Origin of the sequence: Paenibacillus sp. UNC496MF, from assembly GCF_900113915.1 — a bacterium.
Classification (GTDB): domain Bacteria; phylum Bacillota; class Bacilli; order Paenibacillales; family Paenibacillaceae; genus Paenibacillus_Z; species Paenibacillus_Z artemisiicola.
Genome location: NZ_FORE01000004.1, coordinates 112,111 through 127,663, shown reverse-complemented (window position 1 = coordinate 127,663; position 15,553 = coordinate 112,111). Strand labels below are relative to the sequence as shown.

13 protein-coding genes are annotated in these 15,553 nt (G+C 65.0%); all 13 read right to left on the bottom strand.

Annotated features, from left to right (window positions below):
* Positions 1 to 8 precede the first annotated feature (8 nt).
* Positions 9 to 944, bottom strand: coding sequence for an HPr kinase/phosphorylase (locus BMZ79_RS00590; protein ID WP_090635681.1), 936 nt, complete (start codon positions 942 to 944; stop codon positions 9 to 11).
* Positions 945 to 1,047: 103 nt separating this feature from the next.
* Entirely contained in the window at positions 1,048 to 1,182 is a 135-nt protein-coding gene (locus tag BMZ79_RS33490) for a paeninodin family lasso peptide (RefSeq protein ID WP_143088858.1), read from the bottom strand.
* Between the two features lie 31 nt (positions 1,183 to 1,213).
* Positions 1,214 to 3,154 (bottom strand): asparagine synthase-related protein, encoded by a 1,941-nt coding sequence (locus tag BMZ79_RS00585; RefSeq protein WP_090635679.1) that lies wholly within the window; start codon positions 3,152 to 3,154, stop codon positions 1,214 to 1,216.
* 282 nt (positions 3,155 to 3,436) lie between these two features.
* Complete coding sequence (locus BMZ79_RS00580; protein WP_256252490.1) at positions 3,437 to 4,537, bottom strand: nucleotidyltransferase domain-containing protein; 1,101 nt, start codon at positions 4,535 to 4,537, stop codon at positions 3,437 to 3,439.
* Positions 4,538 to 4,604: 67 nt separating this feature from the next.
* Positions 4,605 to 5,018, bottom strand: coding sequence for a lasso peptide biosynthesis B2 protein (locus BMZ79_RS00575; RefSeq protein WP_090637023.1), 414 nt, complete (start codon positions 5,016 to 5,018; stop codon positions 4,605 to 4,607).
* 43 nt (positions 5,019 to 5,061) lie between these two features.
* The gene (locus BMZ79_RS00570; protein WP_090635676.1) at positions 5,062 to 5,358 is read right to left on the bottom strand and encodes a lasso peptide biosynthesis PqqD family chaperone; all 297 of its coding nucleotides are present in this window, start codon (positions 5,356 to 5,358) and stop codon (positions 5,062 to 5,064) included.
* Positions 5,355 to 6,311 (bottom strand): phosphoenolpyruvate carboxykinase (ATP), encoded by a 957-nt coding sequence (locus BMZ79_RS00565; RefSeq protein WP_090635674.1) that lies wholly within the window; start codon positions 6,309 to 6,311, stop codon positions 5,355 to 5,357. The genes BMZ79_RS00570 and BMZ79_RS00565 overlap by 4 nt, the downstream gene beginning before the upstream one ends.
* Positions 6,312 to 6,413: 102 nt before the next feature.
* Positions 6,414 to 6,542 (bottom strand): paeninodin family lasso peptide, encoded by a 129-nt coding sequence (locus BMZ79_RS33485; protein WP_143088857.1) that lies wholly within the window; start codon positions 6,540 to 6,542, stop codon positions 6,414 to 6,416.
* A gap of 29 nt (positions 6,543 to 6,571) precedes the next feature.
* Positions 6,572 to 8,512, bottom strand: coding sequence for an asparagine synthase-related protein (locus BMZ79_RS00560; RefSeq protein WP_090635673.1), 1,941 nt, complete (start codon positions 8,510 to 8,512; stop codon positions 6,572 to 6,574).
* Entirely contained in the window at positions 8,509 to 9,753 is a 1,245-nt protein-coding gene (locus BMZ79_RS00555) for a sulfotransferase family protein (RefSeq protein WP_090635671.1), read from the bottom strand. The genes BMZ79_RS00560 and BMZ79_RS00555 overlap by 4 nt, the downstream gene beginning before the upstream one ends.
* A gap of 6 nt (positions 9,754 to 9,759) precedes the next feature.
* Positions 9,760 to 12,693 carry a chitobiase/beta-hexosaminidase C-terminal domain-containing protein gene (locus BMZ79_RS00550; RefSeq protein ID WP_256252489.1) on the bottom strand — a complete coding sequence of 978 codons (2,934 nt, stop codon included), beginning with the start codon at positions 12,691 to 12,693 and terminating at the stop codon, positions 9,760 to 9,762.
* Between the two features lie 27 nt (positions 12,694 to 12,720).
* Positions 12,721 to 14,061: a UDP-glucose dehydrogenase family protein gene (locus BMZ79_RS00545; RefSeq protein WP_090635669.1), complete on the bottom strand. Its 1,341-nt coding sequence runs from the start codon at positions 14,059 to 14,061 to the stop codon at positions 12,721 to 12,723.
* Positions 14,062 to 14,175: 114 nt separating this feature from the next.
* Positions 14,176 to 15,546 carry a sugar phosphate nucleotidyltransferase gene (locus tag BMZ79_RS00540; RefSeq protein ID WP_090635668.1) on the bottom strand — a complete coding sequence of 457 codons (1,371 nt, stop codon included), beginning with the start codon at positions 15,544 to 15,546 and terminating at the stop codon, positions 14,176 to 14,178.
* Positions 15,547 to 15,553 lie beyond the last annotated feature (7 nt).

Genomic DNA, 15,553 nt, shown 5'->3' with positions numbered 1-15,553 from the left:
TCCCCTCCTTATCCGTGCGAGATTCCCGCGCCTTCGCCGGCCGCTTCCAGCACGAGCGCGACCAGCTCGTCCGCGCTGAAGCCGCTCTCCGGCCGCCGGAGTTGGTACATCGCGATGCGGTCGACGACCGAGACGGACGTCGAGAAATGCCGGTGGTCCAGGCCGAGCCGGGAAATCAAAAATTGGCGGTACGTATGATAGCGGACGGTCGGCAGCCGCTCCAGCCCGCGAAGGCGGCGCAGCTCCGCGCGGCTGCCGTCCGTCTTCACGAGCTCGAATACGCCGGCGAGCGGGACGGGGTCGCTGCAAAACCGCTGCGCGACCGGAATCGCGAACTTCGTCGCGTACAGCGGCACGTAACGGCCCTCCTGCATGCCGAGCCGCTCGATGCTCTCCTGCCACAGTTTCTGCTGCGGATAGGCGGGAATGACGTACGGGACGCGGTCGCGGGTCAGCGTGACGGCCACGACGTCGTCGGTCAACAGCGGATAGCCGCGCTGAAGCAGGGCGGCGGCCAAGGTCGACTTGCCCGCGCCGGAATCGCCGACGAACGCGTACGCCCGTCCGCCGATCACGACGGCGCTGCCGTGGAGCGGCAGCAGCTGGCGCTGAAACAGCAGCGCGCCCATGCAGGTACCGAGCAGGTACAGACGGATGGCCGTCTCCGCGGCGCCCTCCGCTCGCGAGACGGTAATCTCCCGGCCGTCCCGGACCCGGTAGATGCCCGTTCCTTCGATGCGCAGCATGAATTCGCCGTCGCCGAACGCATAACAATCGTCGGCCTCCGCCCGCTCTTGCCAAATCGCCGTCAAATCTTCCCTCCGGATACGGACGTCCGCCTCGCCGGCCGGCTCCGTGTCCGGAAGCAGCTCCGGCAGGTCGAACTCGCTCGCGATCCCGAGCCCGAACGCCCGGTAAGCCTTGCCCTGTGCCGCTGGATTCATCTTCCTCACCTTTTCTTCGTTGGAATGTCCCGATCTATGATGAAAAGGCCCTTATACGCCGAAGACGCATAAGGGCCGATGGTTGTGCGCGTATCGCTTCCGCTTAGGATTCGTCGTGCGGATGGCCGTTATGGCCGCCTTTGCCGTTCTTGTCCGGGAAGACGCCGTTCGGGCCGCCCATCGTCGCGCTGACGTCCAAAATCTCCAGCGTCAGTTCCTGCCAAGCTTTCCGTTCCATTTGATTCACCTCCCTTCAAAGCGCGTCGGTCTCAAGCCAAGCTCTTCAAAAACCGCCAAGCGATCAGCGCCCGCATCAACAGCCGCGCGTCCGGGTCGTACGCGTACTCCGGCCGGGGCTCCGGTCCGATCCGCTCGAGCGACGCCTTGACCTGCGCCACGTTCAAATACCCGGCGGCGGCGGAGTCGCGGCAGAGCAGCCGCAGCTCGTCGACGAAGCGCGGCCAGGCCGGCCGCATCCGGTGCAGCCAATCCGCGCCCTGCACGCCGCGCACGCGCTGGTTCAGCCGCACGTCGTCCGGCAGGTACGACGCCGTCGCCCGGCGGATGAGCGCGCGGTCCATCCCGTGGCGGACGTATTGCTCGTCCGGCACCGACAGGCAGAACCGGATGACGCGCGGGTCGGCCGTGGGGTCACGCTCCCAGACGCCGTAGCGCAAGGAGAACTTGGTGATGGACGTGCCCTGGTGATTGGAATACGCCAGACCGCCGAATTGGTAGGCCCGCGCCGCGAATTCGTCGAAGTCCGCGCCCTCGAGGCCGACGTCGTGGCCGGCCAGCCGGGCGTAGACGCCCGTTCTGGCGGCCAAGCCCGGATGGATGAGCCGCGGCTCCGAGGCGGTCGCCCGCCGGCGGTTCGCGATGCCGGCCGCGAACGGAAACGCCTGCTCCCCGATCGCCGGCAGCAGCCGCGACCGGCCGACGTTGACGCGCCGGCCGTACTGCTTCAGCTCGCGGTAGAGCCGGACCCAGCGCAGCCCGCGCAGCAGCCGGGCGTAATAATCCATGGCCGGTCCCCACGAGACGGAGTAGTTGCCCCGCGCTCCCGTCAGCAGCACGCCGACGCCGTCGGCCTGCGCCCGTTCCAGAATGCCTTTGATCCAAAACGAGTTCTCGAAGAACTTGTAAGGTCCTTCCAGCAGTCCGATCAGATCGTCGATCTCGCCGTAGGAGTCCCGGCCCGCGAAGTCGAGGCCGCTGTACGCCATGTTGCCGACGTGCCCGACCGTCGAGCGGATGAACGGGCTCTCGTCGGCCGCGAGCCTCCGCGGCGTCCAATCCGCGAAATCCGGCGCCGGCAGGTAGCTGTACGCCTGCAGCGTCTTGCCCGCTTCCCGCAGCGGTCCGGCGGCGAAGCCGACGACCGCGCCGGAATCCAAGCCGCCGCTCAGGCTCGCGCCGACCTTCCGGAACGTGCGCAGCTTCGACGAGACCGCCTCGCGAAACACGTCGCGGAACGCCTCCTCGTAGTCGCCGTCCGTTCGCAGCCGGAGCGGCTCCCGCGGGGCGTCGAGCGCATCGTACTGCTCCAGCGTCAACCGCCCGTCCTCGACCGCCAGCCAATGCGCCGGCGGCAGCTGCTCGACCGACCGGTAGACCGTGCCGCGCACGTCGACGGCGTCGAGAATGACCGGAATCGCGAGAAACTCCGCGAGCCACGATTCGTTGACGTCCTTGCGCGCGCCGGGCAGCTCCAGCAAGGGATGCGCGGCCGTGCAGAACGCGAGGCGCCCCGCGTCCCGGCGGTAATAGAGGGTGCGGCTGCCCAGCAGATCGCGGGCGCCGAACAGCAGCCGCTTCCGCTCGTCCCACAGGACGAAGGCATAATCGCCGATCAGCCGGCGCGGCGCTTCCTTGCCCCACTTCAGATAAGCCGCCGCGATCAGCTCGGCGTCGCCCATGCGGCCCCTGCGCCCGGGCTCGATGCCGAGCAGGCCGAACAGCTCGTCCCGGTTGTCGAGAATCGCGTCCGCGGCGACGGCCACTTGCCCGCCGTCGTCGTAGTAGGGCAGCGATTCGCCGACCGATTCCGGCGTGATCCATTGGACGCGGCAGCCGAGAAAGACGGGGCCGGACCGCCAGACGCGGTCGTCGTCGGCCGGGTAGCGCCGCAGCGCCTCCATCAGCCGGCCGCCGTCTTCTTCCGTGACCGGTCCGCCGTCATAATTGAAAATTCCGGCAATTGCGCTCATGATGTCCTCCGGTGCTTCCGGCCCTTCGCCGCTGCGCGACCGCGAGGTCCGAACCGCGGCGACGGCCTTTCCGTACTTCTGTATGGTTGTCCTTCATCATGCTCGTACGCGGTGCGCCCGCATTCCCGGACGCCGTTGTCGTTCGATATCTTGATCATCGCCGCGACAGCGCGCTTTAGCGTTTTATCGCTGCGTTCCCTTATACCATTCGACGATTCCCGCTATTTTATGGGGGTGATGCCGAAATTTGCAATATAAGGGAATTTCGGGATGCGAGGCGGCTCAAGCCCCCTGCTTCACCTGACGCCACAGCCAGACGAACGGCCGCAGCGGGAAATACAGAAAGTACAGCGGCTTCGGCAGCGGCAGCGCTTCCGTGTCCCGAAAGCTCGGATACAGCTGGCTGATCAAATACACCGACTTCTGCCGCCTCGTCTTCAGGGCGTACAAGTATCGCTTGTACACGCGGTCCAGCTCCTTGTCGGCCGGCGCGAACGAGACCATATCCTGAATGAAATAGAGCGACCGCTCCGCCAGCTCGCGCCGGTGGCCGCCCGCGAGCAGCGGCGCCGCCTCGGGCGGAACCGGCGTGCCGAACATCGCGGCCGCGAGCGTCAGCGCCTGGCCGCCGAGCTGCAGGCAGCCGTAGCGCCGCATCATCGCGGCGAGCATGCCCCAATCGAGGCCGAGTCGCGCGAGCCGGTCGATGTCGGCCAGCCAGCGCAGCCGGAACCAGCCGTGGCGCGCGCCGTGCGAGACGAGGTACATGAACAGGTCCTCGCCGCCGAGCAGATGCACGTCCCGCTTCGAGAGCGGGCTGCGCCGGCTCCGGCGCCACAGCTCCTCGAACGGCGGCTCCTTGCCCATGTCGGAATTGAGCCGCCAATGCAGCTCCACCTGGACGCGCGTCTCCGGATGCGTGAAGGAGATATGATGCACCTTCCACTTCCAGTTGAAGACGCGCGGCGCGCCGCCGTCGCTTCGGTAGCCGAGCCCGAGCAGCCGCTCCTCGGCGGCTTCGACGTCCTCCATCGGCACGAGGACGTCGAGGTCCTTGGACGTGCGCAGCGAGAGGTCGCCGTACAGCTCCTTCGCAAGCACCGGCCCTTTCAGCACGATCGGCCGGATGCCGCGTTCCTGCAGCTCGGCGCAGACGCGCTCCATCTCTCCGCTCAGCCGCAGCATTTGAAACGTATTCCGCATGAAATCGCCATGAAGGGCTTGCAGCACATCGGCCGGAATCAATTGGCTGGCCTTCAGCCGGGCGTACAGCTGGGGGTAGACCCGGTGATGCCGGACAAGCGCCAGGAATTGATTCCAATCGATGTGCGGCACCGGTGGCCCGTCCGATCGCCGCTCCCGCGCTTCGGCATCCGACCGCATGAAAGCCAGCATGATGTGTAGTTCCTCCGGAAAAGCGCTTAAATCCAGCGTACAATCGTGTTCCATATCAGGCACCTTCCATCCTCTCCGCGCGTTTAGCCGTTCCGAACGAGGCCACGGCCGTGAACTGTCCCATTTCCTCGGCGCCGGTCACGTAGAAGGGTCCGCTGCGCAGCCAGGCGTGCGCGATCATCTTCCCTTCGGCGTCCCGCGCCGTTCCCAAATACAACGTGCTCGCGATGCTCCGCCGCTCCAGCATCTTCTTGGCGGCGATCGCCCGCACCAAGCATTGGCTTTCCCAGAACGTATGGCGGCTCATCGTCTGAATGACCTGCGCCACGCGCCGGATCGCCGCCTCGTCGGCCGGCTCGTGCGCGAGGGGCGTCTCCTGCATGCGGCGCCCGAGGGAGGGCGCGATCCGCGCGAAGGGCAAGGCCTTCAGGATGCGCGCAAGCCCCAGGTAGAGCAGCGCTTCCGCCATCAGCCGCTTCTTCCCGAGCGGCAGCGACCAGAATTTCGCCAGCTTACCCTTCACCTTTCCGCACCTCGATGAGCGCTTCCCCGTGCAGGTTTTTCAGAAATGCCGTCACCTGCTCCTCGCAGGCCGAACGGTCGATGTCGTATTCCGCCACGAGCTCGTCCACGAGCCGCTTGACCGGAATCGGCGAAGCCATCAGCTCCCATACCCGTCCGCCGACCGCGCCGAGGTTGTAATACTTCCCGGAATTAATGCTGAACATCACCTTCTCGCCGCTCATGTCGCTGACCACGCTGCCCGCCGACTGAACCACCGTTTGTTCTACCAGGGATAAATGCGTCATTGCCGTCGCTCTCCTTCTCGTATCGTGTGTAAGATCGCCGTCGCAAGCCGCCGGGCCGTGAACCCTTCGACCGGCCTGCTCAGCTGATGCAAGTCCGTATGATTGGCGATGTCCGCCGCCGTCTTGAAATGCCATTGCGCCAGCCCCAGCCGGTGAATGAGCCGGTTGCGGTACGTATGGAGCAGCAGGACGCGCAGCCGTTCGAGATTCGGCAGCGGCCGGATCGCGATCGCGCCGACTTGCGCCGGCAGCAGCTCGAACACCCCGCCAAGCGGCAGCGACGTCTCGCAGAACCGCGCGGACGCCGGGACGGCGAATTTCGTCGTTTCCCGGTAGATCGGCTTCAAGCGCTCCCGTTCGGCGTTCATGCCGAGCTGCTCGAGGCTTTGGCGCCACAGCTTCTGCTGCGGATAAGCCGGCGCCACGACGGGTCGGCCGCCCGCTCCGTCCGGCGTCACCGCGATGACGTCGTCGCTCACGAGCCGGTACCCCTCGTCGCCGAACACCGCCGCGAGCGTCGATTTGCCCGCGCCGGAATCGCCGACGAACGCGTACGCTTTGCCGTCGATTTCGACCGCGCTCCCGTGCAGCGGCAGCACGCCGCGCAGCAGCAGCAGCGCGCCCATGCACGTGCCGAGCAGATAGACGCGCACCTTCTCGGGATCCGCGCCGGGAAGCGGGGAGACCGTGATGCGGTTTCCGTCTTCGATGCTGTAGAACGCCGTCTCCGGAATCAGAAAGAGAAACCGGTTGCCGATGCGCGAGAAATTGCTGCCGGCCGCGTCCAGCTCGTCCTCCAGCCGGTCGACGGCGCCGTACGCGATCGTGACGTCCGCCTGCTCCCCTTCGCCGCCGTACGCGGGCGCGGAAAGCTCGGGAAGCGGAATCTCGCTCGCGAAGCGCAAGCCGAACGCCGCGTACGCGTAAGCCGTTTGCCGCAATGCCGATATCATGCCGTTCAGCTCCTTTTCGCCGGAATGAAGAAGATGTCCTTATATAACCCATTCACGGATTATACAAGGACATTCGTCGACATTCTTAAGTATGATGCGGGTTTAGCTCGGGTTGTAGATGTCCATGTCGTCCGTCGTTACGTAGTCGATCGTCGTGTTGCCTTTGCCGTACATCGTCTCGCTGACTTCGAGGGATTCCAGCGTCGGAATCGTCCATTCCTTCTTTGCCATTCGTTTCACCTCCCTTCATGTAGTCCGGGTCACGCGAACCGTTTCAGGAACCGGTAGATGATGAGGCTGCGCATCAGCATCCGCAGCTCCGGCCGGAACGCGTGCTCCGGGCGCGGCGCGCCGCCGAGGGCGTCCAGCGCTTCGCGGATCCGCCCGGTGTGCAGGTACGCTTCCGCCGCGGGATCCGCGCACAGCTGCCGCAGCTCCCGCTCGAGCGGCGCCCAGGCGGGCAGGATCCGGTGGACCCAATCCGCGCCCTGGATGCCCCGCACCCGCTGGTTCAGCCGCACCTCGTCGGGCAAATAATGCTTCGTCGCCCGGCGGATGAGCGCGCGGTCAAAGCCGCCCTTCGCGTACTGCTCGACCGGCACCGAGAAGCAGAACCGGACGACCCGTGGATCGCTGGTCGGGTCCCGCTCCCACACGCCGTAGCGCAGGGACAGCTTCGTCGCCGAGGCGCCGTTCTTGTTGCCGACGGGCAGGCTCTTCAGCTTCTCCTTCCGGACTTCCACCGGATCGTCGATCAGCGTGCCGTTCGGGCCGATGCGGTTGTCCCGCAGCTTGCCGAACACGCCGGTCCGCCGGGCGAAGTCGGGATGGATCAGCAGCTCCGGAATGCCGGGACCGGCTTCCCCGCCGCCGCGCCTGCCGAGCGCCGGGAACGCCTCGCGGCAGATGAAGGACAGCAGCCGCGAGCCGCCGATGCCTTTGTTGGCGCGGTAGAGCTGAAATTCCCGCATCAGCCGCAGCCATTTCATCTCCCGGAGCAGCCGGGCATAGACGTAGACCGCGGGGCCCCACGATACCGTGAAGTTGCCTCTCGCCCCGGTCAGCAGCACGCCCGCGCCCTGCCCGGCCGCCTGCTCGTGCACGCCTTTCAGCCAGAACGAGTTCTCGAAGAACTTGTACGGCGTCTCCAGGATGTCGAGCCATTCGTCGACCTGGGCCATCGGACTGATGCCGTCGAAATCCAGGTACCGGTCCGAGATGTTCCCGACGTGGCGCGCCGTGGCCTTCATGTACCGGCTCTCGTCCGCCGTCGCGCTCGCGGGCGTCCAATCTTCGAAGTCGCCCGCCGGCACGTAGCTGTACGTATGCAGCCTCTTGCCTTCGTCCCGCAGCGCGCGGGCCGCGAAGCTCGCGACCGCGCCGGAATCGAGGCCGCCGCTCAGCGTCGCCGCCACTTGGCGATGCGTCCGGAGCCGGGACTTCACCGCTTCCCGGAACACGTCGCGGAACGCCTCCTCGTACTCGCCGTCCGACTTCAGCCGGAGCATCTCCTTCGGCTCGAGCGAGCCGTAGCCGAAGAGCGACACCCGGCCGTCCGCGACGACGACGGCGTGCGCCGGCGGCACTTGGTGCACGTTCCGGTACGGCGTGGCGCCGACGTCCGTGGATTCGTACATTTCCGGGATCGCCATGAACTCCGCGAGCCAGGCTTCGTTCAGCGCCTTCGCCGCCCCCGGCAACGCGAGCAGCGGCGCCATCGCCGTCGCGAAGGCGAACCGCCCGCCGCTTTGGCTGTAGTAGAGGCAGCGATGGCCGAGCAGGTCCCGCGCGCCGAAGAGCAGCCGGTTCGTCTCGTCCCAGAGGACGAAGGCGAAGTCGCCGATCAGGTACTCCGGCGCGGACCGGCCCCACTTCCGGTAGGCGAGCAGGATCAGCTCGCCGTCCGGCATGCCGGCGCGCAAGCCTTGCGGCACGTCCAGCAGGCCGAACAGCTCCCGGCGGTTGTCGAGCATCGCGTCGGAGACGATCGCGAGCCCGTTCGCCGGGTCGTGGAAGGGCAGCCGCTCATGCACGGATTCCGGCGTGATCCACTTGGCGCGGCAGCCGAGGAAGACGGGGCCGTCCGTCCACGTCCCGACGTCGTCGGCGTCGTACCGCTCCATGGCCGCCATCATCGCGGCGCCTTCCTCGCGGCCGGCCGTCCCGCCGTCCAGCCGCAGCAGCCCGGCGATCGCGCTCATTTCTTGCCTCCGCCGCCCAGATAAGCGGACGCCAGCGACGAGAGCCGGTTGCCGAACGGAATGAGCGACTTGAGCCGGTTGATCTTGCGGCTCGTCGCGTCCAGCTTCGCCTTGAGCCGCCGCTGCTCCATCGCGCCGAGCTGCAGCCGCTGCTCGAGGGCCCGCACCCGCATCTGCAGCCGGACCGTCTCCGCCCGGCTCGCGTCCGTTTCCTTCGCGGCCGGCTGCCGCGCCGCCGCCGGGCCGCCCGCAAGCGGTTCGGCCTTCAGCGCGTAGCCCGGCGTCCAGACGCAGCCCGTCGCTTCGGTCAGCTGGCGCGTTCGCAGCGCCAGCAGCTCCGCGTCCGGTTCGTCCCCGAACCGCGCGCCGGTCAGCTTCTCCGCTTCCGCGAGCTCCTCCGCATAGCCGAGATCGCGGAAGAGGCGGGCGCCGAGGGCGCGGCCGTACAGCTCGATTTCGCGCTTGTCCAGCACCTCTTTCCAGAGGTCCACGGAATCGCGGTTCGGCGCCTTGTGGTCCGCGACGAACGGGTCGCCGACGCCCATGCTGAAGTACAGCTCGGACTTGGCCGTGTGCATGCGATCGCCGTACCGTTCCATGCCCTCTTCGTATTCCAGGCCGAGGAAGCGGCAGGTCTCCGCCAGCTGCCCGCGCGGATCGGTCACCAGCCGTTCGTAGTGCAGCCGGTGCGCGTACGGATGGTCCTTGGCGAAATAATCATAGTAGCGAAAGAGCCCGACGGTCAGATCGACGGTCTTCATCTCCAGCGCCGGCTGCCGCAGCGCCTCCGCGAAATCGAACGCATCGCCGCGCTGCCGGCCCACCTTCTTGTTCGACGCGAGCACCGCGAACGGATTGCGGATCAGCCAGATCCGCTTCGACAGCGGGAACAGCGCGTCCAGAAATTCCAGCATATAGTAATACCGGGGCGACTTGTCGATGACCAGCTCCGCTCCCTCGCTGCTCTGCAGCAAGCCGTTGTACGCCTCCAGCGCGAAGGCCCGGCACGCGTCCTCGAACGCGGCCTGCGGCAGCACGCCGTTGTAGAATTGGCTGATGATGCCCGTGCCGCCGTACGCCCGGCGCTGCGGCGCCTGCAAGTCGCGGAGGCTCATCAGAAACCACATTTCCTGCGTAGCGAACATTTTGCCGTGATTTTGCAGCATCACCGTCGCCAAGGAGCTTCCGCTTCTCGGCGTGCAGAGCAGAAAGACGAGATTGTTGCCGTTCGAATCGACCATTGCAGCTCACCCTTTGTTGAAATCGTAGTAGAATTTCGGCCGCTCCCCGAGCATCACCTTGTAGATGTCGTCGTTCGTCACCATGACGCCCGCCAAGTAATCCTTGTACGGACGGTCCGCGACGTTGACGAGCCCGGAGTTGTAATGCTCGCCCCACTCGTCCTGCCAGTAGCGGCCGAGGCCGGCCTGGTCCACGTAGTTGAATACGTGCGTGCCGACGATGTAAGGCAGCGTCGCGACGCCTTCCACGTAATTGCGGTACCGCATGCCGCGCTGGAACTGGTTGGTCGCCGAGTTCGGCAGCAGCGGCTGCAGTCCCTGCTCGCCCGTGCCGTAGCCGAATTCGCTGAGCAGGATCGGCTTGCCGCCGGATTCCTCGTAGACGTCCTTCAGCAGATCGGTCTCGATCTTGTAGCTGTAGTAATTGATGCTGAGGACGTCCACGTACTTCCCTTCCGCCTTCGCGAGCGGCGCCCGGTATTTCTCGTTATGGAACGTCGACGTGATCCACCGGTCCCCGAGCAGCAAATGGTTCGGGTCGTACTTGCGGTAGATCCGCGAGACGGTGCCGAAGAACGTATCGAGATAGTACGCGTAGAAATCGTCCATGTCGGCCCACGACGCCGACGTCTTGACCGTCAGTTCGGCTTCCCGCGCGTCGGCGAACGACTCGAAGTTCGTGCCCCAGGCCGCGTTGAACTTCGCCACCGTTCCGTACTTGTCCGCCAGCCGCTGCACGAGCTTCCCCTTGATGGCGGCGCTGCTGGCCTTCAGCTTCGGCACGTCCGAATAGAACTTGTGGAAGTCGTATTCGTTGTCGATGAAGTAGCCGATCAGCATGGGATCGTCCTTATGCGGCGTCAGCGTTTTGGAAAACGCGTCGTCGAGCCTTGCTTCCGCGTCCGGCGCGAAAATGTCGAAGATCGCGATTCCCTTCAGCTTGGCCCAATTCATCGTGCTGAGCGGCAGCATCCGCACGTACGGCATCGTGCCGTCTTCCCCGTACTTCTCGGGCGAATAGTTGCCGACGCCGTTGAAGCCCCACTTCTTCAGCCGGTCGACCGCCGTCATATAGACGGAATGCTCGGTCGGGAACTTGCCGGTCTTGCGGAAGACGTTGGCCATGTAGAAGGAGAAGTTGTCCTCCCCGAGGTACGCGTTCTTGAATTCGCCCTCGTACGGCGGGATGGCTTCGAACTTCTGCTCCCGGCCCTTCACCTTCGTGTACGTCTCGTTCGGCGTCACGCCGTTCACCGCCAGGCTGAAGTACAGGTCGCCGTTCGGCGCCGTCATGACCTTGCGGCCGTTCAGCTGCTGGATGGCGAAGAATCCTTTGGCCTTCAGCCCGTATTTGGCCGCGCTGCCGGCCAAGCCGCCGTAGCCGTCGCGGCCGGCCGGCGCCTGCAAGCTTCCGTAATACGCCGCGTCGGCTTTCGCGTCGGCGGCCAGCTGGCTTTCGCTTGTCACCTTGCCGGAGAAGCTGGCCTTCTTCATCTGTCCGTACTTGTCGATCGCGACGTCGCTGCTCGCGTTCACCGTGTATTTGCGGATCGGGCTCGGCACGAAGCCGTCCTTGACCGCGTACGTCTCGATGACGTTATAGCCCGCGAGGTCGAGCGGCGACGCGTACGGGATGAAGTCGGACCCCTTGTTCAACCGGTAATAGATGCGCGCGTCCGGCGTCTCCGAGGAGAGGTCGACCTTGGCCGTCCCGCCGGTTACCGCCGACGCCAGTCGAACCGATGCCGTGTTGCGGTTCAACACGACCTTCGTCACCTGGGGCGACCACGTATTCGCCGCGCCGTTCAGCATGATCTTCAAGTACCGCGTGCCCTTCGGCAGCGCCGTCGCCTCGTAGGCGTACGGCTGCCAGTTGCTCTGCGGGTACCCGGCCGCCGCGTCTTCCGCCCGCACCTCGGTGTAGGCTTTGCCGTCCGGCGAAGCGTAGAACCGCTGATCCTCGAGCGGCACGCCCGTGAAGTAGCTGCCGTACACCGTGAAGGACGCAATGTCGTACTCCGTCCGGTAGACGATGTAGCCTTGGCCCGCGCCGGTGCGCGCGATCCGGCCGGCGTCGTTGTCGAAGTAGCTGGGATCGTTCTTCGCGATGTACAGATTGGAGCGGCCGGCGCTTTGCTTGAAGCCGTCCAGCTGGTCGATCAGTCCTGCGGGCGCCGCGGCCGGGGTCGTGACGTCGTACCGGTAGGTCGACACTTGGCCGGCCGCCGACTGGCCCGATCCGGAATGCTTGACGGCCGTCGTCTTCAGCGTCATGCTGCCGAGCACCGGGATCGGCGAGAAATAGTGCTTCCGGGTCTTCGAGCTGCGCGGGTCGCTGCCGTCGGTCGTGTAATAGACCGTCTCGCCCGCTTCCGACCGGTTCAGCATGATCATCCGGCCGTAGTACACCTTCCCGGACGGGACGCTGGCCCCGACGCTGAACGGACCGTTCAGCACGACCTTCCCGATCGCGGGTACCCCTTCCGTCCCGCCCGGGAAGGAGATTTTCAGAAACCGCGTGCTGCCCGAGAACGCCCGCGACTCGTACACGACGGCGCCGCCGCCGTGGTCGTGGATGTCCGGCGTGATCGTCTTGTACGTCTTCCCGTCGGCCGAGATCGAGACGACCGGATGGACGCGCTCGCCGCTCTCGCCGAAGTAGGCGTAGATCGAGAAGGAGCGCAGATAGCTCTTCTCCTTCGTCCGGTAGCTCATATACTCGCCGGCCGCGCCGCTCGGGGCGACGCGCGTCGTGTCCCGGGCGTCGCCCGGCAGGCTCTGCAGCCTGAGCGACGGCGAGTAGGCGTAAACCGCGTTCCAGTTCTGCAAGGAATCGACTTCGATTTCATAGGCGGGCGGGACGGCGTCTCCGAGCACATGCGCCGGAATCATACCGGCGAGGAAGCCGAGCGCCGCCAGGCACACCAACTTTTTTTTCACGATCGGTTCTCCTTTATTCAAGGGCCCTTAGTTGATCAGGGCCGACAATTCCTCCTTGACGCCTTGGTTCAAACGCGGCCGGCCGATGGAGTAATAAATGAAGGAGGTTTCAGCCACGTCCGCTTCCTTGAACACGTTCCGTCCGTCGATCAGAATCGGCTTGCGCAAAATCGTTTGCAGCTGTCCGAGGTCCGTCCGGACGAATTCTTCCCATTCCGTCAGCAGGCAGAGCGCGTCGGCGCCCGCCGCGGCCTCGAGGGCCTCGTCGCACCACATGACGCCGTTATCGCCGTACATGGTCCGGAAGTTCTTCATCGCGATCGGATCGTACGCCTTGACATGCGCCCCGCTGCGGATCAAGTATTGGATGATTTCGAGCGCCGGCGATTCCCGGACGTCGTCGGTGTTCGGCTTGAACGCCACGCCCCAGATCGCGATCGTCTTGCCCTGCAGCTCGCCGTCGAAGATCGACTCGAGCTTGCGGATGACGCTCATCCGCTGATCCTGGTTCACTTCGACGACCGCGCGCAGCAGCTTGAATTCGTAATCGACGTTGCCGGCGATCTGGATGAGCGCCCGCGTGTCCTTCGGGAAGCAGGAGCCGCCGTAGCCGATGCCCGCCTTCAGGAAAGCGTGGCCGATCCGCTTGTCGAACCCCATGCCTTCCGCGACGCGGGTCACGTCGGCGCCGACCTTCTCGCAGATGTTCGCGATTTCGTTAATGAACGAAATCTTCGTCGCGAGAAAGGCGTTCGACGCGTACTTCAGCATCTCCGCGCTGCGGATGTCCGTGACGACGATGTTGTCGGTCAGCGGTAGGTGCAGCTGCTTAAGCGTCTCCGCCGCGGCTTCGGAATCGGCGCCGATCACGATCCGGTCGGGATGCATCGTGTCCTGGACGGCCGAGCCTTCGCGGAGGAATTCCGGCAGCGAGATGCTGTCGAACCGTTCCGGCGTCCGGCTCCGGATCAGCTTCGCGACGCGCTCGTTCGTGCCGACGGGCACGGTGCTCTTGACCGCGATGATCTTGTAGCCGTTCATCGCTTCGGCGATTTCGGTCGCCGCCCCGTCGATGTAGGCGAGGTTCGCTTCCCCGTTCGGGAGCGAAGGCGTGCCGACCGCGATGATGACGAACTCCGACTGGCCGACCGCGTCGCGCAGGTCGCCCGTGAAGCTCAGCCGTCCGGCCGCCATGTTCTTGACCGACAGCTCCTGCAGGCCCGGCTCGTAGATCGGGATGCCCCCGTTTTGCAGCGTCTCGACCTTCGCGAGATCCTTGTCGACGCAGACGACCCGGTGTCCGAGCTCCGCGTAGCAGATGCCCGAGACGAGCCCGACGTAGCCGGTGCCGATGACTGTGATGTTCATGGACTGATCACTCCTCAGCGTTTTCTTTGAAAACGCATCTTCGTAAGCATAAGCTGGCGTTTTCGATGAAAACGCGACTTCGTAAGCATAGGCTTTTGGTTTGGCTTTTTTTCGCTATACGCGGCAGAGCTGCACGATTTCGCTCCAGTCGAGCTCGAGCCGCACGATATCTTCTTCGATCAGCTGCGAGCCGGTCTGCACTTCGATGATCTCGATGTCCGACTCCGCCCGCAGGCTGTGCTTGTTTTCCTTCGGAATCGAGATGACGTCGCCTTCCTTGACGGAGAAGCGGTTCTCGTTCAGAATCATGTCCCCGCTGCCGGAGACGACCGTCCACACCTCGTCGCGCAGGCTGTGGTACTGGTAACTCAGGTTTTTGCCCGCCGAGATGAAGATCCGCTTCGTCAGCACTTCGCGGCCGTTCGGGTAGCGAATGTAATCCAGCACCCGGTACCGTCCCCAGCGCCGCTCCTCGTACATCGGACGCTGGTCGGAATGCTTCATCACTTCCTTGATCTGCGGGCTCGACGCTTTGTCGGCGACGAGGATGCCGTCCGGGCTCGCCGCCACGATGACGTCGGAGAGGCCCATCAGCGTAATCGGCAGATCCAGCTCGTTGATGACGTGCGTGTTGACCGAGCCTTCCGTGATGATGCCCTTCCCGATCAGCGGCGTCTCGATCTCCTCGGTCAGCGTGTTCCACGTGCCAAGGTCCTTCCACGGCCCGTCGTATTGAATGGCGGCGACGCGGTTGGCCCGTTCCACGACTTCGTAGTCGAAGCTGATTTTCGGCAGATTGCCGTAACGCTTCAGCATCTCCTCGTATTGGATCGGCAGCTCGTTCGCGATCAGGATGGTGATGAGGAAGTCGAGCTTGAAGGCGAACACGCCGCAGTTCCACAGCGCGTGCTGCCGGATCATCGCTTCGGCGTCCTCTTTGCGCGGCTTCTCGCGGAAGCTCAGCACGTCGACGAACGGCTGCTCGGCGCTGATCTCGCCGTTCGGCATGATGTAACCGTACTTCTCCGACGGATACGTCGGCTTCACGCCCATGAGCGCCAGGTCGGCGTCCGAGTGGCCGAGCACGTGCTCGAGCCGCTTCAGCGATTCGAAGAACGAATCCTCGACGTACGGATCGACCGGCATGACGACGATCGTCTCGTTCAGCGATACGCCCTCGATCGCGTACAAGTACGTCGCCGCCAGCGCGATCGCCGGGAACGTGTCCCTGCGCTCCGGCTCGACGATGAGGTTGATTTCGCTGCCCAGCTGGCTGTAGATCATCTCGACCTGCGGCTTGCTCGTCGCGACGTAGGCGTCACGCTGCAGTCCCGCATTCTCCAGCTGTCCCCAGACCCGTTGGATCATCGATTCCAGCTTGCCGTCGCCGTTCTTGAGGATTTTCAGAAACTGCTTGGAACGGGAGTCGTTCGACAACGGCCAGAGCCTTTTGCCCGATCCGCCCGAAAGAAGTACGATTTTCATACGATTC